The sequence below is a fragment of the Pseudomonas sp. B15(2017) genome (assembly GCF_002113215.1).
Classification (GTDB): Bacteria; Pseudomonadota; Gammaproteobacteria; order Pseudomonadales; family Pseudomonadaceae; genus Aquipseudomonas.
The window spans coordinates 40,632-59,976 of the sequence record NZ_NEJZ01000014.1; the positions used below are offsets into that span (position 1 = coordinate 40,632).

20 protein-coding genes are annotated in these 19,345 nt (G+C 61.3%); 9 read left to right on the top strand and 11 right to left on the bottom strand.

What is annotated here, in order from left to right; all coding sequences use genetic code 11:
- The 8 genes from CAF73_RS19880 to CAF73_RS19915 form a co-directional block, all read right to left on the bottom strand.
- Window positions 1-258 carry a hypothetical protein gene (locus CAF73_RS19880; protein WP_085698320.1) on the bottom strand — a complete coding sequence of 86 codons (258 nt, stop codon included), beginning with the start codon at window positions 256-258 and terminating at the stop codon, window positions 1-3.
- The gene (locus CAF73_RS19885; protein WP_085690322.1) at window positions 255-467 is read right to left on the bottom strand and encodes a hypothetical protein; all 213 of its coding nucleotides are present in this window, start codon (window positions 465-467) and stop codon (window positions 255-257) included. The genes CAF73_RS19880 and CAF73_RS19885 overlap by 4 nt, the downstream gene beginning before the upstream one ends.
- Before the next feature lie 255 nt (window positions 468-722).
- Window positions 723-902: a hypothetical protein gene (locus CAF73_RS19890; RefSeq protein WP_085703571.1), complete on the bottom strand. Its 180-nt coding sequence runs from the start codon at window positions 900-902 to the stop codon at window positions 723-725.
- Window positions 903-1,058: 156 nt separating this feature from the next.
- Window positions 1,059-2,234, bottom strand: coding sequence for a lactonase family protein (locus CAF73_RS19895; RefSeq protein WP_085703572.1), 1,176 nt, complete (start codon window positions 2,232-2,234; stop codon window positions 1,059-1,061).
- Entirely contained in the window at window positions 2,231-2,539 is a 309-nt protein-coding gene (locus CAF73_RS19900; RefSeq protein ID WP_085703659.1) for a DUF5629 family protein, read from the bottom strand. Before CAF73_RS19900 ends, CAF73_RS19895 begins: the two co-directional genes overlap by 4 nt.
- Before the next feature lie 166 nt (window positions 2,540-2,705).
- Entirely contained in the window at window positions 2,706-4,286 is a 1,581-nt protein-coding gene (locus CAF73_RS19905) for an aldehyde dehydrogenase (NADP(+)) (RefSeq protein WP_085703573.1), read from the bottom strand.
- A gap of 9 nt (window positions 4,287-4,295) precedes the next feature.
- A complete protein-coding gene (gene araD1, locus CAF73_RS19910; RefSeq protein WP_085703574.1) occupies window positions 4,296-5,288 on the bottom strand; it encodes an AraD1 family protein in 993 nt (330 codons plus the stop codon).
- 159 nt (window positions 5,289-5,447) lie between these two features.
- The gene (locus CAF73_RS19915; RefSeq protein WP_085703575.1) at window positions 5,448-6,770 is read right to left on the bottom strand and encodes an MFS transporter; all 1,323 of its coding nucleotides are present in this window, start codon (window positions 6,768-6,770) and stop codon (window positions 5,448-5,450) included.
- A 193-nt stretch (window positions 6,771-6,963) separates the two neighbouring features.
- On the opposite strand from CAF73_RS19915, the gene CAF73_RS19920 reads away from it, so the two are divergent.
- Both CAF73_RS19920 and CAF73_RS19930 read left to right on the top strand, forming a co-directional pair.
- On the top strand, window positions 6,964-8,700 hold the full coding sequence (locus tag CAF73_RS19920; RefSeq protein WP_085703576.1) for an IlvD/Edd family dehydratase: 1,737 nt from the start codon (window positions 6,964-6,966) through the stop codon (window positions 8,698-8,700).
- Window positions 8,701-8,899: 199 nt separating this feature from the next.
- Complete coding sequence (locus CAF73_RS19930; RefSeq protein ID WP_085698314.1) at window positions 8,900-9,619, top strand: FadR/GntR family transcriptional regulator; 720 nt, start codon at window positions 8,900-8,902, stop codon at window positions 9,617-9,619.
- 117 nt (window positions 9,620-9,736) lie between these two features.
- On the opposite strand, the gene CAF73_RS19935 is transcribed toward CAF73_RS19930, so the two are convergent.
- Window positions 9,737-12,121, bottom strand: coding sequence for an RND family transporter (locus CAF73_RS19935; protein WP_085703577.1), 2,385 nt, complete (start codon window positions 12,119-12,121; stop codon window positions 9,737-9,739).
- Between the two features lie 28 nt (window positions 12,122-12,149).
- Window positions 12,150-13,178 carry a YCF48-related protein gene (locus CAF73_RS19940; RefSeq protein ID WP_085703578.1) on the bottom strand — a complete coding sequence of 343 codons (1,029 nt, stop codon included), beginning with the start codon at window positions 13,176-13,178 and terminating at the stop codon, window positions 12,150-12,152.
- Window positions 13,179-13,503: 325 nt separating this feature from the next.
- On the opposite strand from CAF73_RS19940, the gene CAF73_RS19945 reads away from it, so the two are divergent.
- The 7 genes from CAF73_RS19945 (at window position 13,504) to CAF73_RS19975 (ending at window position 18,835) form a co-directional block, all read left to right on the top strand.
- On the top strand, window positions 13,504-14,094 hold the full coding sequence (locus tag CAF73_RS19945; RefSeq protein ID WP_007957412.1) for an amino acid synthesis family protein: 591 nt from the start codon (window positions 13,504-13,506) through the stop codon (window positions 14,092-14,094).
- 32 nt (window positions 14,095-14,126) lie between these two features.
- Window positions 14,127-14,960 (top strand): alpha/beta fold hydrolase, encoded by an 834-nt coding sequence (locus CAF73_RS19950; protein WP_085698311.1) that lies wholly within the window; start codon window positions 14,127-14,129, stop codon window positions 14,958-14,960.
- On the top strand, window positions 14,957-16,438 hold the full coding sequence (locus CAF73_RS19955; RefSeq protein WP_085703579.1) for an aldehyde dehydrogenase: 1,482 nt from the start codon (window positions 14,957-14,959) through the stop codon (window positions 16,436-16,438). Before CAF73_RS19950 ends, CAF73_RS19955 begins: the two co-directional genes overlap by 4 nt.
- A 12-nt stretch (window positions 16,439-16,450) precedes the next feature.
- Window positions 16,451-16,936, top strand: coding sequence for a flavin reductase family protein (locus CAF73_RS19960; protein WP_064380424.1), 486 nt, complete (start codon window positions 16,451-16,453; stop codon window positions 16,934-16,936).
- 133 nt (window positions 16,937-17,069) lie between these two features.
- A complete protein-coding gene (locus CAF73_RS19965) occupies window positions 17,070-17,459 on the top strand; it encodes a carboxymuconolactone decarboxylase family protein (protein ID WP_085703660.1) in 390 nt (129 codons plus the stop codon).
- A 58-nt stretch (window positions 17,460-17,517) separates the two neighbouring features.
- The gene (locus CAF73_RS19970; RefSeq protein WP_085690311.1) at window positions 17,518-18,270 is read left to right on the top strand and encodes a GntR family transcriptional regulator; all 753 of its coding nucleotides are present in this window, start codon (window positions 17,518-17,520) and stop codon (window positions 18,268-18,270) included.
- Between the two features lies 1 nt (window position 18,271).
- Entirely contained in the window at window positions 18,272-18,835 is a 564-nt protein-coding gene (locus CAF73_RS19975; protein WP_085698309.1) for an NUDIX hydrolase, read from the top strand.
- Window positions 18,836-18,995: 160 nt separating this feature from the next.
- Here CAF73_RS19975 and CAF73_RS19980 read toward each other — a convergent pair whose 3' ends face one another.
- Entirely contained in the window at window positions 18,996-19,292 is a 297-nt protein-coding gene (locus CAF73_RS19980) for a DUF1330 domain-containing protein (RefSeq protein WP_085698308.1), read from the bottom strand.
- Between the last annotated feature and the right edge of the window lie 53 nt (window positions 19,293-19,345).

The following is a 19,345-nucleotide window of genomic DNA, read 5'->3' on the forward strand; positions in this document are numbered from 1 at the left end:
TTACGCCAGCACTTCACACATGCCGATCGCCGAGCAATCCACTTCGAACGGGCCGAGAAAACCGCTGGAAGTTTTCACCGGCGGATTGCCGGCCAGCAGCCCCAGCGCATTGGCCCGTTCGATGTTGTGCGCGATGTTGTGGTTGGCCTCTATGGCCCGGGCCAGCCCTCCGACCGAGCCCTGGCCGAATCCCAGAAGCGAGGCGCCGTTGGTCATGAACGCCAGTCCGGCAATGACCCAGAGTCTGTAGCCTTTCATGCTCCGCCGACTCCCGCGAGTTCAGTCGAATCCACCGCCGCGTTTTGCGAGCGGAGTTCGAACTGGATGCCGGGATGTGCAACGTCGATCGGTGCTTCGAAGCTGTGTTGCGACTGCGACGCCAGACTGACAAACAGCACCATGACCAGGTACAGACCGATGGCCACGTAGGCGCCGCGCTTGGCGGAAGTGATGATTGAACTGGCCATGATGTGTGCTCCGTGGACAATGTTTCGAGGTCCACAGAATCGATCAAAAAAGCCGGGGTAACCACTCAGCGTTTGCCATAGTAACCATCAGCTTCGTTGATTATTTAGCCGGTCTATTTCTCCGTTTGAAAATAGCTATCGCCGGTCGAACCGCAGATAAAAAACTGCCCAAGGCTGCGATCTTTTGATTTTGCTTTTTTAGAAACAAGATCAAAGGATCGCAGCCTTGGGCAGTTCCAGGGCGTGACGGAAATTTCAGTGTTGGGCTTTGTGATCCAGCGCGGCGTAGAAGTTGGCGCTTTGTTGCAGGTATTTCTGGGTGTAGCTCTGGGTATGGGATTTTTTGCTGCTGATTTCAACGTTGGCACTGGCTGGCAGGGCCACGGTGGCGGAGATGGCGGAAGCGGCAATCACGGAGAAGAGATTGAAGTTCATGGCGGTAACCCTCGTGTTCAGTTGGCTTGCTTGCCCGGTTGGGCCGTGAAGCAAACTTAACGCTCAAGGGTTAATCGCTTGAAATGCTTTGCAACATTACCTGTTATCAGCAGGATTAATACAAAGCTTCAGGCCCCGTAGACCGGGGCCTGCGGCTTATTGACGCACGAGAAACTTGAGGTCGCTCGGGGCGTCCATCGGCAGTTTTTGCACGGTTTTGCCCAGCAGACCGGTCTTGCCGTCGCGCTCGACCACGACAATCTGGTTGCTCTTCTGGTTGGCGATCAGCAGGAATTTACCGCTTGGATCGAGGCTGAACTCACGCGGGTGATCGCCTTCCACCGAACGTCGTTGCAATTCCTTTAGCTGGCCGCTGGCCGGGTCAATCGCGAATACCAGCAGCTGATTGGCGGTGCCACGGTTACTGACGTAAAGGAATTTGCCGTCGGCGGACGCATGCAGCGCCGCAGCGGCTTTGTCTGACGTCGGCTGGCCGGCCGCCAGATCAACCATTTGCGTCTGGGTCAGCACGCCGTCCTTGTAGTCGAATACCGCGACCTGAGCGCTCATTTCCATGGTCAGCCAGGCATGCTTGCCGTCCGCACTGAACAACAGATGACGCGGCCCACTGCCGGGTGGCAGTTGCACCGAAGCGGTTTTCGCCGGGGTCAGCGGCAGGTCCGGATTGGCTTTCGGGTCGAATTGGTAGATGAAGACTTTATCCGCACCGAGATCATTGGAGAACACATAACGACCGTCCGGCGAAGAGACCGTCGAGTGCACGTGGTTCGAGGCCTGACGCTCCGGATTGACCCGGCTCGCCGGGTGCGCGCTCATCTGCACCACCGGTTTGAGCTGGCCGTCGCTGCCCACCGGCAATACCGCGAGGGTGCCGCCCGGATCTTCGACCACGGAATAGTTGCTGACGAACAGATGACTGGCGTCGCCGCTGAGGCTCGAATGGGTCGGCTCGTTGCCCAGGCTCTGGACCTGATTGATCAGGGTCAGGGCGTGGGTCTTGGGATCGATCGAATAACTGCTGACGCGACCGACCGGATCTTTCTGGCCCGGACCGTTTTCGTTGACCACAAACAACCGGTGCTGATCCTTGGACAGGGTCAGCCACGACGGGTTTTCGCTCTTGATCACTTGCAGCGGCTTGGCGGCGATCTGGCCGGTGGCACTGTCGAAGCTCATCCGGTAGATGCCTTCGCTGGGGCCGGCAGTGTAGGAGCCCACCAAAAACTGGAAGCTTTCGGCCGAGGCACTGGAAAGGCCCATCGCGCCGACGCTGCCGGCCATCAGCAATGGCCAGAATTTACGCATGTTCATTCGGTTTCATCCTCGTCATCGGCGCTGCTCAGTACATCGCCGAGGCAGACCAGACGGTGTTCGCCAACGGTTTTGGTGTCGCTGGCAAAACCGACGATCAACCAGCTCTGCAGATCTTCATCAAACGTCGCCGCTGCAACTTGAGCCGGGGTGAATTCCCAATGCTTGGCGACCCGGCCATCGATGCATTCGATGTGCAGGTTGTCGTCTTCGTCGAGGGCGAATTCGAAAGCGTGCAGGCCGTCGATTTCGACCATACCGCAGTGTTCGAGGGCGTTGAGAAGGGTGTCGGTTACGGCAGTCATGGCAATCATGTCTTTCAGGGGGGAAAGGGCCAATGATAGCTCAAAGCTGTCGCTGGGCTCCTGTGGGAGCGAGCTTGCTCGCGAATACGGAGTGTCAGGCAATCAACAAGTGACTGGACGACCGCCTTCGCGAGCAAGCTCGCTCCCACAGGGATCTCGGGGTGGCTTAGAGGGCTTCGCGCGATGGCTTGCCGTCGACCAGCCGCTGAATGCGCAGCGGGTTGGCGTTTTTCAGCGGTTCCGGCAGCAGGCTGTCGGGGTAGTTCTGGAAGCACACCGGACGCAGGAAACGATCGATCGCCAAAGTGCCCACCGAGGTGCCACGGGCATCGGAGGTCGCCGGATACGGCCCGCCGTGGACCATCGAATCACAGACTTCGACACCGGTCGGATAACCGTTGAGCAGGATCCGCCCGACCTTCTGTTCCAACAACGGCGTCAGCTCCGGGAAGCGCTCGAAATCCGTCTGCTCGCCGATGATTGTCGCCGTGAGCTGTCCGTGCAGGCCCTGCAATGCCGCGCTCAGCTGCGCCTTGTCGGCCACTTCGACAATCACCGTGGTCGGCCCGAACACTTCTTCCTGCAGCACTTCATCGCCATCGATCAGCAGGCTGACGTCCGCCTTGAACAACTGCGGCTGCGCCTGATTGCCTTGCTGCGGATTGCCCGCCAGATGCTCGATACCGGTGTGCGCCAAGAGTTTTTCCAGGCCCTTGCCGTAGCTGCCAAGGGTGCCGGCATTGAGCATGGTTTGCGCCGGTTGATCACCGATCAGCGCCGCCACCTGCTCAACAAACGCGCTGAACTGCGGCGAGCGAATACCGATCACCAGACCCGGGTTGGTACAGAACTGGCCGCAGCCCTGCACCACCGACGCGGTCAGATCGCGGGCGACGGTTTCCGAACGCACGGCCAGCGCCTGGGGCAGCACGATCACCGGGTTGATGCTCGACATCTCGGCGAACACCGGGATCGGCTGAGGCCGTGCGGCGGCCATGTCACACAGCGCCCTTCCGCCTCGCAGCGAACCGGTGAAACCCACAGCCTGAATGGCCGGATGCTTGACCAGCCATTCACCGACGCCGCCACCGTAGATCATGTTGAACACGCCAGCCGGCATCGCGGTTTTTTCTGCTGCACGGATCAGCGCGTCGGCCACAAGTTCAGCGGTGGCCATGTGGCCGCTGTGGGCCTTGAACACCACGGGGCAACCGGCCGCCAGCGCCGACGCGGTGTCGCCGCCGGCAGTGGAGAATGCCAGTGGAAAGTTGCTCGCGCCGAACACCGCCACCGGCCCCAGGCCGATGCGGTACTGGCGCAGATCCGGACGCGGTAGCGGCTGACGATCCGGCAACGGCAAGTCGATGCGCGCACCATAGAAATCACCGCGTCGCAGGACTTTGGCGAACAGTCGCATCTGGCCGCTGGTGCGCCCTCTTTCACCTTGGATGCGCCCGGCAGGCAATGCAGTTTCGCGGCAGACCACGTCGACGAAATCATCGCCCAGCGCATCCAGCTCATCGGCAATCGCATCGAGAAACTGCGCGCGGCGTTCAGCGCTGAGGCTGCGATACGCCGGATAGGCCGCCGCAGCGGCCTTGGCGGCGGCGTCCACTTCGGCTTCCGTGGCCTGAATGAAGTCGTGAGGCAGTGCCTCGCCCGTGGTGGCGTCGACGCTTTGCAGCTTGACGTTGCCTGCCGCACTGCGACGGCCGCCGATGTAGTTGTGACCGAGAATCTGAGTCATGGGATCTCCTTAAAGGGTGCCGATGCTGTCCGGTTCGAATACCGCTGCGACCGGAGCGATGCCGTTGACCAGCGGTGCGCCGAATTCAGCCTGGCTGATCTCGAACACATCGCCCGGCTGGGTGCGGATGCCGTCGGCAAACGACAGGGTCGCCGTGCCGAAGAAGTGAATGTGCACATCACCGGGACGCAGGAACTGGCTGTACTTGAAGTGGTGATATTCGAGGTTCGCCAGGCTGTGGCACATGTTGGCCTCGCCGCTGAGGAATTCGTTCTGCCACAGCACTTGGCCGTCACGCAGGATGCGGCTGGTGCCGGCCAGGTGTTGCGGCAACTCACCCACGCGCAGCTCCGGACCATAGCTGCAACTGCGCAGCTTCGAATGGGCCAGGTACAGGTAATTCTTGCGCTCCATGACGTGATCGGAGAATTCGTTGCCCACCGCAAAACCGAGGCGATACGGCTTGCCGTCGTGGCCGATGATGTAGAGACCGGCCATTTCCGGTTCCTCACCGGCGTCTTCGGCAAACGGCGGCAGCGGGAATGGCTGACCGGGACGCACGACAATGCTGCCGTCGCCCTTGTAGAACCACTCAGGCTGCACGCCTGCCTGCCCCGCCGCCGGTTTGCCGCCCTCCACGCCCCACTTGAAGATGCGCATGGTGTCGGTCATCGCCGCGTCGTCGCCGACCTGCTGGTGCATCTTGTCCCGGGCCGACGCGCTGCCGAGGTGCGTGAGGCCGGTGCCACTGACCAGCAGGTGCGCCGGGTCCGGGTGGTCCAGCGGCGGCAGGATGCGCAGCTCTTTCAGTAACTGCGCGTAATCGTGGCGGGTGCCCAGCCCCAGGGTTTGCACTTGCTGCGCGAGGGTGCTGCCGGCCTCGATCGCGGCCAGGGCCAGATCACGAACGGTGCGCGCATCCTGCACTTCACGCACCAGACCGTTTTCGACCACCCCGACACGGCGCTCGCCGCTACTCAATTCGAATTGAACCAGATGCATAAATCCTCTCCTATTCCCTCAAAAACACCGCCGATCCCCGTGGGAGCGAGCTTGCTCGCGAAGGCGGTGCATCAGTCACCACAAATGTTGAATGTGCCGAACACTTCGTCGGATCGCCGCCCGGAGCAAGCTCGCTCCCACAGGGTCGGTGATAGTCATTCAGGTTCGGGTGGCGCCTCGGGCACTCGCTGCAAACTGCTCGACCGGCAGCACATGTTTGCGCTCCAGCAAGCGATAGACGACGCCCGTCAGAACCAGCCCGCACACCATCACCCCGGACAGGAAGTACAGGCCCGAAGCGAGGTTGCCGGTGTATTCCTTCAGCGCGCCGATCACGAACGGACCGATATAGCCGCCGAGGTTGCCCACCGAGTTGATCAACGCAATCCCGGCCGCCGCACTGGCACCGGCGAAGAAGCGACCCGGCAAAGTCCAGAACACCGCCGTGCAGGAAAACAGCGAGAACGCCACCAGACACAACGCCGCCAGTTGCGCCACCGGCAACGACAGCCAGGCGCTGAGGAACAGGCCGATCGCGCCCAGTACATAGAGCACCGCCAGATGACCGTAACGGTCATTCAAACGGTCGGAACTGCGCGGAATGATCAGCAGGCCGATGATCCCGAAGATGTACGGCACCGATGACACGAAACCGGTCACCAGATCGCTGCCGCCAAACTGTTTGATCAGGGTCGGCAGCCACAGGCCCAGGCCGTAAATGCTCAGGGTCACCGGCAGGTAGAACAGCGCCAGCAGCAATACGCGTTTGTCCTTGAGCGCGTGCAACGGATTGCCGTGACGGGTCTGGCCGTATTCCTGCAGGTCTCTTTTCAGCTCGCCGGTCAGCCAGTCTTTCTCGGCCTGATCCATCCATTTCACTTGCTGCGGGCCGTCCGGCAGCCAGCGCAATACCGGCCAGGTCAGCAGGATCGCCGGGGTGCCGATGACGATGAACAGCCACTGCCAGCCGTGCAGGCCGAGGATGCCGTCCATGCCCAGCAGACCGCCGGACACGGGGCCGGTGATCATCATCGCGATGGGTTGGGAAAGGATGAACAGCCCGAGGATCTTGCCGCGATGACGCACCGGGAACCATTGGGTGATGTAGTACAGAACGCCGGGAAAGAACCCCGCCTCCGCCGCGCCGAGCAGAAAGCGCATGACGTAGAAACTGTGCGGGCCCTGGACGAACGCCATGCCGATGGTGATTGCGCCCCAGGTGATCATGATCCGCGCGAACCAGCGCCGCGCACCAAAGCGTTCGAGCATCAGGTTGCTGGGAATCTCTAACAGGAAGTAGCCGATGAAGAACAGCCCGGCACCGAGGCCGTAAGCGGCATCGCCGATACCCACGTCGGCGCCCATGTGCAGCTTGGCGAAGCCGACAGCGGAGCGATCCACATAGGCGATCAGGTACAGCAGGATCAGGAAGGGAATCAGTTTCAGTGTGATGCGCCGGACAAGCCGCAGTTCCTGGCTCATGAGATCGGTCTCCGATTGTTGTTTTTATGGAACCTCGGGGGACGCCTCTCACGCAAAGCCGCCAGGGCCATCCCTCCGTCGAAAACGACTATATAGTAATACTAATTACGCAACAACACTTCCAAACCGTCGATTTTGAGCTTATGTTTAGCCAAAGCTCGCAAACAATAGTCTTACAATAAGAGAATCGATCATGTCTGATAAGAAACCCACCCTGCGCTCCGCCCAATGGTTTGGCACGGCCGACAAAAACGGCTTCATGTACCGCAGCTGGATGAAGAATCAGGGCATCGCCGACCATCAGTTCCACGGCAAGCCGATCATCGGCATCTGTAACACCTGGTCGGAGCTGACCCCGTGCAACGCGCACTTCCGCCAGATCGCGGAGCACGTCAAGCGCGGTGTGATCGAGGTCGGCGGCTTCCCGGTGGAATTCCCGGTGTTTTCCAACGGTGAATCGAACCTGCGCCCGACCGCCATGCTCACCCGCAACCTGGCGAGCATGGACGTCGAGGAAGCGATTCGCGGCAACCCGATTGACGGCGTAGTGCTGCTGACCGGTTGCGACAAGACCACCCCGGCGCTGCTGATGGGCGCGGCCAGTTGCGACGTGCCGGCGATCGTCGTCACCGGCGGGCCGATGCTCAACGGCAAGCACAAGGGCAAGGACATCGGCTCCGGCACCGTGGTCTGGCAGCTCAGCGAGCAGGTCAAGGCCGGCACCATCACGATTGACGATTTCCTCGCGGCCGAAGGCGGCATGTCCCGTTCGGCTGGCACCTGCAACACCATGGGCACCGCGTCGACCATGGCCTGCATGGCCGAAGCACTGGGCACGTCGCTGCCGCACAACGCGGCGATTCCGGCGGTGGATGCGCGGCGTTATGTGTTGGCGCACATGTCCGGCATGCGTGCGGTGGAGATGGTTCGTGAAGACCTGAAACTGTCGAAGATCCTGACCAAGGAAGCCTTCGAAAACGCGATCCGGGTCAACGCGGCGATTGGCGGTTCGACCAACGCGGTAATCCACCTCAAAGCCATCGCCGGACGCATCGGCGTCGAGCTGGATCTGGACGACTGGACCCGTATCGGTCGCGGCATGCCAACCATCGTCGACCTGCAACCGTCCGGGCGCTTCCTAATGGAAGAGTTCTACTATGCGGGCGGCTTGCCAGCCGTACTGCGCCGCCTCGGCGAGGCCAATCTGATTCCCAATCCGAACGCGCTGACCGTCAACGGCAAATCCATCGGCGAGAACACCAAGGACGCGCCGATCTACGGCGAAGACCAAGTGATCCGCACCCTCGACAATCCGATCCGCGCCGACGGCGGAATCTGTGTATTGCGCGGCAACCTGGCGCCACTGGGCGCAGTGCTCAAGCCGTCAGCCGCCACGCCGGAACTGATGCAGCACCGTGGTCGCGCCGTCGTGTTCGAGAACTTCGACATGTACAAGGCGCGAATCAACGACCCGGAACTGGACGTCGATGCGAACTCGATTCTGGTGATGAAAAACTGCGGGCCGAAGGGTTATCCGGGCATGGCCGAAGTCGGCAACATGGGCTTGCCGGCCAAACTGCTGGCACAGGGCGTGACCGACATGGTGCGCATCTCCGACGCGCGGATGAGCGGCACCGCTTACGGCACGGTTGTGTTGCACGTCGCCCCGGAAGCGGCGGCAGGCGGGCCTCTGGCGGCGGTGAAGGAAGGCGACTGGATCGAGCTGGACTGCGCCAGCGGGCGTTTGCACTTGGACATTCCCGACGCCGAACTGGCGGCGCGCATGGCGGATCTGCAACCACCGCAACAGCTGTTGGTGGGTGGGTATCGTCAGTTGTATATCGACCATGTGCTGCAGGCGGATCAAGGTTGCGATTTCGACTTCCTGGTAGGTTGCCGAGGGGCCGAGGTCCCGCGTCACTCCCACTGACCTTCCCCACTGATCGTTCCCATGCTCCGCGTGGGAATGCAGCCCGGGACGCTCTGCGTCCCATTCGAGAGCTGGAACGCGGAGCGTCCCTTTAGGCATTCCCACGCAGAGCGTGGGAACGATCATTGCGTAGGTCCAGATTACGCCGTGCCTGCTATGATGCGCGGCATCTCCATCGCTCAGGATCGCGCCGCTCCCCATGGATTACCGCAAACCTTCCGACCGTAAAAGCATGCACTCGCGCATCGTCCAGGAACTGGGCATGCAGATTGTTTCCGGACGCTTTCTGCCCTGCGACAAGCTGCCCGCCGAAGCCTTGCTCTGCGAGGAATACGCGGTCAGCCGGCCGGTGTTGCGCGAAGCCACGCGAGTGCTGGTCGCCAAGGGCCTGGTGTATTCGAAACCACGGGTCGGCACGGTGGTCAAGCCACGCCGCGAATGGCACATGCTCGACCCGGACGTGCTGCACTGGCTGATGCAAAGCAGCCCGCAGAACGAGTTCTTCAATGTCCTGACCAGCGTGCGCAGCATCATCGAACCGGCCGCCGCCGCCCTCGCCGCCCAGCACGCCACCGATGCCGATATCGCATCGATTGCCGAGGCTTACCAGCGCATGGAAGCCGCGCCGAGCCCGGAAGCCTTGCTGCAACCGGATCTGGATTTTCACAGCCGGATTGCCGACGCGACTCACAACGATTTGTTGGCGAACCTGTGCAACATGCTGTCGGTGGCGATTGCCGAGGCGTTGAAGCATTCGAACCAGCGACCGAATCTGCATGAACTGGCGTTGCCTCGGCACAAGGCGATTCTGACGGCGATCGAGAACCGGGATGCGTTAGGCGCGCGGCATGCGACGCTGGTGCAACTGGACGATGCACGGAGTGCCTTGAGCGTTGTGCTCGGCACCGAACTCTCCTGAACACAACTAAACCCTGTGGGAGCTGGATAACCAGCTCCCACAGGGTTAATCGTGAACTTCGCGACATAAAAAAGCCGCAACCCCAGGGTTGCGGCTTTTTCGTTTCAGGCTCGCCGATCAGTGAGCAAACAGGGAATTACCCTTCTGCCCCGCCAGCTTCTCCGGCTTGATCAGGAACTTCGCCAGTGCTGGCAGCAGCCACAGCGCACCGAACATGTTCCACAGCAGCATGAAGGTCAGCATCAGGCCCATGTCAGCCTGGAACTTGATCGCCGAGAAGATCCAGGTGCAGACGCCGATGGCCAGGCACAGACCGGTGAACAGCACCGCTTTACCGGTGGATTTCAAGGTCTGGTAATAGGCTTCCTGCAAAGGCAGGCCGGCACGCAGGAAGCTCTCCAGACGGCTGTAGATGTAAATGCCATAGTCCACGCCGATTCCCACACCCAGCGCCACCACCGGCAGTGTCGCTACCTTGACGCCGATGCCCATGAACGCCATCAGCGCGTTGCCCAGCACCGAGGTCAGCACCAGCGGCAGCACAATGCACAAGGTCGCGGCCCAGGAGCGGAAGGTGATCATGCACATGACCGCCACGCAGATGTACACCAGGATCAGGATGGTCAGCTCGGACTTCTTGATCACCTCGTTGGTGGCCGCTTCGATCCCGGCGTTACCGGCGGCGAGGATGAACTCCAGGCCTTCCTTGTTGTTTTCCTTGGCGAACTCCTGCACCGCATGCACCGCGCGATCCAGGGTTTCAGCCTTGTGATCGTTGAGGAACACCAGCACCGGCGCCAGCGAGCAACTGTTGTTGTACAGGCCGTCGGCCCGGGCGATGGAGTTGTTCAGCACGTCCGGGTTGCGCGACAGGGTTTCCCATTTCAGGTTGCCCTCGTTCATGCCCTTGATCATCTGCTTGGATACCGTCACCAGCGAGATCGCCGACTGCACGCCCTCGGTGTTCTGCATCTTCCACATCAGCTCGTCGATCGGCGCCATGGCTTCATAGCGCGAGCAGCCTTCGGACTTGGTCTTGACCATCACCACCAGCACGTCGGAACTGGTGGAGTAGTTGCTGATGATGAAGTTGTTGTCCTTGTTGTAGCGCGAATCCGGACGAAGCTCCGGCGCGCCCTGGTCGAGGTCGCCGATCTTCAGGTTCTGGCTGTACCAGAGACCGCCACCGAAGGCGACCAGCGCCAGGGCGATGGAAATCGGGGCGACTTTAGGGTTGGCGAAGTTCGACAGCAGGCGCCAGAACGGATGTTCGCGGTGCGCATCCTTCTTGCTCTTGGCAATGGCGCGCTTGCTGATGCCGACATAGGAAATCGCCACCGGCAGCAGGATCAGGTTGGTGAACACGATCACCGCCACACCGATGGACGCACCGATGGCCAGTTCGCGAATCACGCCGATGTCGATGATCAGCAGCGTAATGAAGCCGACCGCGTCCGCCAGAATCGCGATCATCCCCGGCAGGAACAGCTGACGGAAGGTCCGCCGTGCCGCCGTCAACGCGTTATCGGCCTCACCGGATTGCAGGGCGATACCGTTGATTTTCTGCACGCCGTGGGAAATGCCGATGGCGAAGATCAGGAACGGTACCAGCATCGAATAAGGGTCGAGGCCGAACCCGAAGAAGTGCATCAGCCCCAGTTGCCAGATCACCGCCACCAGCGTGGTGCTCAATACTGCCACGGTGCTGCGCAGGCAGTTGGTGAACCACAGCAGCAGGATCAGGGTGATGACGAAGGCGATGCCGAAGAACATCACCACCATCACCAGACCATCGATCAGGTCACCGACCTTCTTGGCGAAGCCGACGATGTGAATCTTGACGTTGGGGTTCTGCGCTTCGAACTTGTTGCGGATCTTGTCTTCGAGCTCATGGGAGAACTGGCGATAGTCCAGCGCCAGCAGCTTGCCCTGGTCCTGCGGGTCCGGGTAGGACTCCAGCAGCGGGATGTCGACGATGCTCGACTTGAAGTCGTTGGCCACCAGACGCCCGACCTGGCCGGACTTGAGTACGTTGTTGCGCAGCAGATCGAGGCTGTCCTGGGAGCCGTTGTAGCTTTGCGGGATCACTTCGCCGCCGGCAAAACCTTCCTCGGTCACTTCGGTCCAGCGCACGCTCGAGCTCCACAGCGACTTCAGACCTGAACGGTCGACGCCGGAGATGTAGAACACCTCGTCGTTGATCTGACGCAGGGTCTCCATGTACTCCTTGGAGAAGATGTCGCCATCCTTCGCTTCCACCGAAATGCGCACGGTGTTGCCCAGGTTCGCCAGATCGTTGCGATGCTCCATCATCTTTTCAATGAACGGATGCTTGAGCGGGATCATCTTTTCGAAACTGGTGGACGGGCGGATCAGCGTGGCCTGCCAGAACAGGAAAATGCTGACCAGCAGGCAGATCACGATCACTGCCGGGCGGTTGTTGAAGATCAGGCGCTCGAGAAACGTCGCCTTGTCCTGATGATGAGTGCTCAAGGAAGTCATAGCCCCGCCTTCTTATTATTGATTCGGCTCATTTGCCCAGCTCGGCGCCGTTCGCGGTCGTCACCCGAACGCCACCCTGCCCGCTCAGGATCAGATTGCCGTTGCCGGCGGCGGTGACCGACGACAGCGAGATGCGATCCGGACGGTTGAACACGCTGAAGGTTTCGCCGTTGTCACTGCTGCTGACCACCGAGCCGCCGTTGCCGACGATGACGATGGAGCCGTCGTCGAGCAGTGTGGCGCCGGACAGGCCGAACTCCAGCGAACCGCGCGCGGCTTTCAGTTCAACCTGCTCCCAAGTGCTGCCGAAATCGGTGGACCGGTAAAGATTGCCGCGCAGACCGTAGGCCAGCAGGGTTTGCGGTTGCGCCGTGCCGATCACGCCGAACAGCGAACCTTCGTACGGGCCTTCGAGTTTTTCCCAGGTCTGGCCCCAGTCGGCGGAGCGGAACATGCTGCCCGACTCGCCCACGATGAACAGGCCGGCGTCTTTTACGGCGCCGATGGCGTTGAGGTGGAACTGGTCTTCGTTGTCGAGGCGATCGCTGACGTCTTCCCAGTGCTTGCCGCCGTCGGTGGTTTCCAGCAGCGCGCCGTAGGCACCCACGGCCAGGCCACTGTTGATGTCCTTGAACCAGACGTCGAGCAGCGGTGATTCGCGTTTGAGGTCTTCGAACTGTTTGGTCCAGGTCAGGCCGCCGTCTTCGCTGGCAAGGATCTGTGCGTCGTGGCCGACGGCCCAGCCATGCTTGTCATCGACGAAATACACGGCGGTCAGCAACTGGCGGCTCGGCACTTTGGCCTGGGTCCAGGTCTTGCCCTGATCGTCGGAATAGAGAATGTGCCCGCGATCCCCGACCGCCACCAGCCGGGTTCCGGCGTGAACGACATCGAGCATCAGGCTTTTCGAGGCCTTGGCCGATTCGGTGGAATAGACCACGTCGGCTGGTGCTTCGGCCGCCAGGACAGGCGCCGACAAGGTGGCAAAGCCCAGCAGAGAGAGTGCTGTGGCCAGCAACGCGGTGTTGCGTAACGCCGGCGGGCGGCAACGACTCATAGACCTTCCCCTGTTTATTATTGTTGGTCATGGACCTTAAAGGGCGCCGCAAGGGTGCTCACGGTGACTGCCTGGTCACAAGCATAGTCCTGAAACCCGCCATCCAGAGCCCCTTCGGAAGCTGGCTCATCCTATCGGGCATTCGAAACGTCTGACAATCGGCGCAACGTTATCTTTTGTTAACCGAAAGGGACTACAGCAGCAGCTGAATGCGCGGGCATTCGTCCGACTGATGGCAGGGATTCTTGCGAGAGGGACTTGCACGATCGGTATTATGGTATACCATCAGACGCACAGACACTCTTTATCCCCTACGGAGCAGCTCATGAGTTTCGAAATTCGCAAGATCGTCAGCTATGTCGAAGAGACCTTCATCGAAGGCGGCAAGGCGTCCGACACCCCGGTGACCATGGTCGGCCTGGCCGTCGTCATGAAGAACCCGTGGGTCGGCAATGGCTTTGTCGAAGACCTCAAGCCGCAGATCCGCGCCAATTGCTCCGACCTCGGCGCGATGATGGTCGAGCGTCTGGTGGGCATCATCGGCGGTGCCGAGAAGATCGAGGCTTACGGCAAAGCGGCTGTGGTCGGCGCCGATGGTGAAATCGAGCACGCGTCGGCGGTGATCCACACCCTGCGCTTCGGCAATCACTACCGCGAAGCGGTCAAGGCCAAGAGTTATCTGAGCTTCACCAACAAGCGTGGCGGTCCGGGCACTTCGATCCAGATCCCGATGATGCACAAGGACGACGAAGGCCTGCGCTCGCACTACATCACTCTGGAAATGCAGATCGAAGACGCCCCGCGCGCCGACGAAATTGTCGTGGTGCTCGGTTGCGCCGACGGTGGTCGCCTGCACCCGCGCATCGGCAACCGTTACATCGATCTGGAAGAACTGGCCGCCGAAAAAGCCCAGTAATCACAATAAAAAAGGCATTGCAGGAGCGCTCCATGATTCGGCTCACCGCTGAACTCACCCCGGCCGGCACCAGTTATCTGGCGACCGGCCAAGGCCAACCCGTGGTGTTGATCCACGGCGTGGGTCTGAATAAAGAAATGTGGGGCGGCCAGATCGTTGGCCTGGCCACGCAATACCGGGTGATCGCCTACGACATGCTCGGCCATGGTGCCAGCCCGCGACCGGCCAGCGGCACTGCCCTGCTCGGCTATGCCGATCAGTTGCTGGAGCTGCTTGACCACCTGCAATTGCCCGAGGCGTCGGTGATCGGCTTTTCCATGGGCGGTCTGGTGGCGCGGGCGTTTGCCCTGCATTACCCCGAACGCCTGAAAAGCCTGGTGGTGCTCAATAGCGTATTCAACCGCAGCGAAGAGCAACGCGCCGGCGTCATCGCCCGTACCGCGCAAGCCGCCAAGCACGGGCCGGACGCGAATGCCGAAGCGGCGCTGTCGCGCTGGTTCAGCCGCGAATATCAGGCGGCCAACCCGGCGCAGATCGCCGCGATTCGCCAGACCCTTGCTGGCAATGATCCGCAAGGCTATCTGACGACCTACGAACTGTTCGCCACCCAGGACATGTACCGCGCCGACGACCTGGGCAGCATTCAGGCGCCGACGCTGATCGCCACCGGCGAACTGGATCCCGGATCGACCCCGGAAATGGCCGAGCAACTGGCCGCGCGCATTCCCGGCGCGAAGGTTGCCGTGCTGCCGGAGCAACGGCATATGATGCCGGTAGAGTCGCCACGGCTGGTGAACCAGACGCTGCTGGAATTTCTCGACACCGCACACGCCCGACAAAACCATATAAAGGGGATCGTTGCATGACGCTCGCACGCTTCCAGATGTGCATCGGCGGAGAATGGGTCGACGCCCTCTCCGGCAAGACTTTCGAAAGCCTCAACCCGGCGCTCGCCGAGCCCTGGGCCGAACTGCCCGACGCCGATGAGGCCGATGTCGAACGCGCCGTGCAAGCGGCACAGACCGCTTTCGACAGCCCGGCATGGCGTGATTTGACCGCCACCGCGCGCGGCAAACTGCTGCGCCGTCTCGGTGATCTGATCGCCGAGAACAAGGAACAACTGGCGCAGCTGGAAAGCCGCGACAACGGCAAGCTGATCCGCGAAACCCGGGGACAGGTCGGTTATCTGCCGGAGTTCTTCCACTACACCGCCGGCCTTGCGGACAAGCTCGAGGGCGGCACCCTGCCGCTGGATAAGCCCGATCTGTTCGCCTACACCGTGCACGAAGCCATGGGCGTGGTTGCCGCGATCATTCCGTGGAACAGCCCGCTTTATCTGACCGCGATCAAACTGGCGCCGGCGCTGGCAGCGGGCAACACGATTGTGATCAAACCGTCCGAACATGCCTCGGCGACCATTCTGGAGCTGGCACGTCTGGCCCTCGAGGCCGGGATTCCGCCGGGTGTGGTCAACGTCGTCACCGGTTACGGCCCGAGCACGGGCGCCGCCCTCACCCGTCATCCGTTGATCCGCAAAATCGCCTTCACCGGCGGCGCGGCCACGGCCCGGCATGTGGTGCGCAGCAGCGCCGAAAACTTCGCCAAGCTGTCGCTGGAGCTGGGCGGCAAGTCGCCGAACATCATCTTCGCCGACGCCGATCTCGACAGCGCGATCAACGGCGCCATCGCCGGGATCTACGCGGCGTCCGGGCAGAGCTGCGTCTCCGGTTCGCGACTGCTGGTGCAGGATGAAATCTACGACGAATTCGTCAGCCGGCTGGCGGAGCGCGCCCAGCGCATCCGCATCGGCAACCCGCAGGACGACAGCAGCGAAATGGGCCCGATGGCCACCGCGCAGCAACTGGCCGTGGTGGAAGGTCTGGTGGCCGACGCCATCGCTGAAGGCGCGCGTCTGCGTCTGGGCGGCAAGCGTCCGAGTGGCGTGGGCGATGGCTGGTTCTACGAGCCGACGCTGTTCGAGTGCGACCGCAACTCGATGAAGATCATGCAGGAAGAAGTCTTCGGCCCGGTGGCCTCGGTGATCCGCTTCAAGGACGAAGCCGAAGCGCTGGCGATTGCCAACGACTCGCAGTTCGGCCTCGCCGCCGGTATCTGGACTCGCGATCTGGGCCGCGCCCACCGTCTGGCCCGGGACGTGCGCTCAGGAATCATCTGGGTCAATACCTACCGCGCGGTGTCGGCAATGGCACCGATCGGCGGCTTCAAGAACAGTGGCTATGGACGCGAAAGCGGCATCGATTCGGTGCTGGCCTACACCGAACTGAAAACGGTGTGGATCAACCTCTCCCAGGCACCGATGCCTGATCCGTTTGTGATGCGTTAGGAGTCCTGCGACATGATCGAACCCGGCATTTACAAAGACGTCATGAGCTCGTTTCCGTCCGGGGTCACGGTGGTCACCACCCTCGACCCGGACGGCGGCATCGTCGGCATCACCGCCAGCGCCTTCAGTGCGCTGTCGATTGATCCGGCGCTGGTGCTGTTCTGCCCCAACTACGCCTCCGATACCTACCCGGTGCTGCGCGACAGCAAGCGTTTTGCGATTCATTTGCTGTCCGCTGACCAGACGGCCGAGGCCTATGCTTTCGCCGGCAAAGGCAAGGACAAGGCCAACGGCATCGAGTGGCATTTGAGCGAGCTGGGTAACCCGATCCTCGCCAAGGCCACGGCGATCATCGAGTGCGAACTATGGCGCGAATACGATGGTGGCGACCACGCGATCATCGTCGGCGCGGTGAAGAACCTGATCCTGCCGGAGCAACCGGTGACGCCGATGATTTATCACAAGGGCAAGCTCGGCGCGTTGCCGACCTTGGCTTGAGAAAATAACGCGAAACCCTGTGGGAGCGAGCTTGCTCGCGAAGGCGTAGTGTCAGTCGAAATCAATGTTGCAGGTGCTGACGCTATCGCGAGCAAGCTCGCTCCCACAGGGAATGGTGGTGTGAGAGGTAATGATGAACAACGAGAAGTATGAAAAGGGCCTGAAGATCCGCACACAGGTGCTGGGCGAAGCCTATGTGCAGCGCTCGATCGAGAGCGCCGACGACTTCACCCGTCCGCTGCAGGAAATGGTCACCGAATACTGCTGGGGCCACGTCTGGGGACGCGACGGTCTGTCGCTCAAGGAGCGCAGCATGATCAACCTGGCGATGATCTCGGCGCTCAACCGCCCGCACGAACTGAAACTGCATGTGCGCGGCGCCTTGCGTAACGGCCTGAGTCGTGAGCAAATACGCGAAATTCTGCTTCAGGTCGGTATTTATTGCGGCGTCCCGGCAGCCGTGGACAGTTTCCGGCTCGCCCGTGAAGCCTTCGCCGAAGCCGACGCCGAGGCCTCCAGTTAACCCCTCGGCTGTTTGAATGCCCGTCTGGCATGGACAGCCAACTTAAAGAGCGGACCCCATGAAACGCCTGCCACTCGACGACAGCTTCAAGGTCAATCGCAACCCCGTCACCCTGCGCGAAATCGTGCTGGATAAACTGCGAAGCGCCATCATGAACTTCCAGCTGCTGCCGGGCGATCGCCTGGTGGAGCGCGATCTGTGCGATCGCCTGGGCGTGAGCCGTACGTCGGTGCGTGAAGCCTTGCGTCACCTGGAATCCGAAGGCCTGGTGGAATTCGCCGACGCCAAGGGCCCGCGCGTGGCGATCATCACCCTCGCCGATGCCGTCGACATTTATGAACTGCGTTGCGTGCTTGAAGGCCTGATCGTCCAGCTGTTCACCCTGCGTGCCAAGGCCAAGGACATCAAGGCCCTGGAAAAAGCCCTCGACGAGAACCGCAAGGCGCTCAAGGACGGCGAACTGCAACAGGTGATCGACTCGGTGCAGGGTTTCTACGACGTGCTGCTGGAAGGTTCGGGCAACCATGTGGCGGCCACCCAGTTGCGCCAGTTGCAGGCGCGCATCAGTTACCTGCGGGCGACGTCGGTATCCCAGGAAAACCGTCGCGGCGCCAGTAATCACGAAATGGAAAAAATGGTCGAGGCGATCAAGAGCGGTGACGCACTCGCAGCGCATCAGGCCTGCGTCGATCACGTTCGTGCGGCGGCGGCAGTGGCCCTCGATTACCTGAAGCGCAAACAGGAAGAAACCGGCGCCACACCGGCGATCACCCTGCCCATAGCGCTGAAAGAACCACGCATAGGTCACTGACATGTTCAGCCCGAGCTTTTGCCCGAAATGCGGTGGCACTGACCTTGGTCAGCAAGTACCGCCGGGCGATACGCACGAGCGCCTGATGTGCCGCGGCTGCGGCTACATCCACTATGTGAACCCGAAAATCATCGCCGGCTGCATCATCGAGCAGGACGGCAAATACCTCTTGTGCCAACGGGCGATTCCCCCGCGCCCCGGCACCTGGACCCTGCCCGCCGGTTTCATGGAAAGCGGCGAAACCACCGAACAGGCCGCCCTGCGCGAGGTCTGGGAAGAAAGCGGCGTACGTGCGGAAATCGTCTCGCCGTATTCGATCTTCAGCGTGCCGAAGATCAGCGAGGTCTACATCATCTTCCGCGCCCTCGCGCTGGAAATCACCGGCCAGTACGGCCCGGAAACCCTCGCCTGCAAATTCTTCGCCCCCGAAGACATTCCGTGGGACCAGATCTACTACCCGGCGATCCGGCAGATCCTCGAACGCTACATCGAGGAACGCCAGGCCGGGGTGTATGGCATGTACATGGGTAATGACGACAGCGGCAAGATTCATTTCATGCGTTGACAGTCACCTTCCTCCTTTTTCTGCTCGTTCCCACGTCGAGGCGTCGAACCGTCCGCGTGGGAATGCCTGTTCGGACGCTCCGCGTTCGGCGGTTCAGGGACGCGGAGCGTCCAGGGCTGCATTCCCACGCAGAGCGTGGGAACGATCAATACCGTGGAGTTCAGAGGTGGCCGATGCCTTCAACGATGACAATCTCCGCCCTAGCCCATTCCTCCCTGTAACTTTTCGCTTCCTGATACGCCGCCGAGCGATAACACGCCACGGCCTGTTCGTAGCTGTCGAATTCGATCACCACGCTGCGCTGCGGTGTCGTCCGCCCTTCCATCGCTTCGCTGCGCCCGCCTCTGGCCAGAAACTTCGCGCCGAACTCCGCAAACGCCTTCGGCGCGCGCTGGGTGTATTGGCTGTAGTGATCGGGATCGGTGATGTCCACGTGAGCAATCCAGTACGCCTTCATAGTGACCTCTTGGCTGATTCTGTATTATGGTATACCACAAATTTCATCCACAT

What these genes read in the sequence shown, in the direction of transcription:
- CAF73_RS19935 (WP_085703577.1), bottom strand. Translation starts at nt 12,121, where the DNA reads ATGACTTCCTTGAGCACTCATCATCAGGACAAGGCGACGTTTCTCGAG.
- CAF73_RS19930 (WP_085698314.1), top strand. Translation starts at nt 8,900, where the DNA reads ATGGATTACCGCAAACCTTCCGACCGTAAAAGCATGCACTCGCGCATC.
- CAF73_RS19965 (WP_085703660.1), top strand. Translation starts at nt 17,070, where the DNA reads ATGAACAACGAGAAGTATGAAAAGGGCCTGAAGATCCGCACACAGGTG.
- CAF73_RS19955 (WP_085703579.1), top strand. Translation starts at nt 14,957, where the DNA reads ATGACGCTCGCACGCTTCCAGATGTGCATCGGCGGAGAATGGGTCGAC.
- CAF73_RS19880 (WP_085698320.1), bottom strand. Translation starts at nt 258, where the DNA reads ATGAAAGGCTACAGACTCTGGGTCATTGCCGGACTGGCGTTCATGACC.
- CAF73_RS19905 (WP_085703573.1), bottom strand. Translation starts at nt 4,286, where the DNA reads ATGACTCAGATTCTCGGTCACAACTACATCGGCGGCCGTCGCAGTGCG.
- CAF73_RS19895 (WP_085703572.1), bottom strand. Translation starts at nt 2,234, where the DNA reads ATGAACATGCGTAAATTCTGGCCATTGCTGATGGCCGGCAGCGTCGGC.
- CAF73_RS19945 (WP_007957412.1), top strand. Translation starts at nt 13,504, where the DNA reads ATGAGTTTCGAAATTCGCAAGATCGTCAGCTATGTCGAAGAGACCTTC.
- CAF73_RS19940 (WP_085703578.1), bottom strand. Translation starts at nt 13,178, where the DNA reads ATGAGTCGTTGCCGCCCGCCGGCGTTACGCAACACCGCGTTGCTGGCC.
- CAF73_RS19900 (WP_085703659.1), bottom strand. Translation starts at nt 2,539, where the DNA reads ATGACTGCCGTAACCGACACCCTTCTCAACGCCCTCGAACACTGCGGT.
- CAF73_RS19950 (WP_085698311.1), top strand. Translation starts at nt 14,127, where the DNA reads ATGATTCGGCTCACCGCTGAACTCACCCCGGCCGGCACCAGTTATCTG.
- CAF73_RS19915 (WP_085703575.1), bottom strand. Translation starts at nt 6,770, where the DNA reads ATGAGCCAGGAACTGCGGCTTGTCCGGCGCATCACACTGAAACTGATT.
- CAF73_RS19890 (WP_085703571.1), bottom strand. Translation starts at nt 902, where the DNA reads ATGAACTTCAATCTCTTCTCCGTGATTGCCGCTTCCGCCATCTCCGCC.
- CAF73_RS19980 (WP_085698308.1), bottom strand. Translation starts at nt 19,292, where the DNA reads ATGAAGGCGTACTGGATTGCTCACGTGGACATCACCGATCCCGATCAC.
- araD1 (WP_085703574.1), bottom strand. Translation starts at nt 5,288, where the DNA reads ATGCATCTGGTTCAATTCGAATTGAGTAGCGGCGAGCGCCGTGTCGGG.
- CAF73_RS19885 (WP_085690322.1), bottom strand. Translation starts at nt 467, where the DNA reads ATGGCCAGTTCAATCATCACTTCCGCCAAGCGCGGCGCCTACGTGGCC.
- CAF73_RS19960 (WP_064380424.1), top strand. Translation starts at nt 16,451, where the DNA reads ATGATCGAACCCGGCATTTACAAAGACGTCATGAGCTCGTTTCCGTCC.
- CAF73_RS19975 (WP_085698309.1), top strand. Translation starts at nt 18,272, where the DNA reads ATGTTCAGCCCGAGCTTTTGCCCGAAATGCGGTGGCACTGACCTTGGT.
- CAF73_RS19970 (WP_085690311.1), top strand. Translation starts at nt 17,518, where the DNA reads ATGAAACGCCTGCCACTCGACGACAGCTTCAAGGTCAATCGCAACCCC.
- CAF73_RS19920 (WP_085703576.1), top strand. Translation starts at nt 6,964, where the DNA reads ATGTCTGATAAGAAACCCACCCTGCGCTCCGCCCAATGGTTTGGCACG.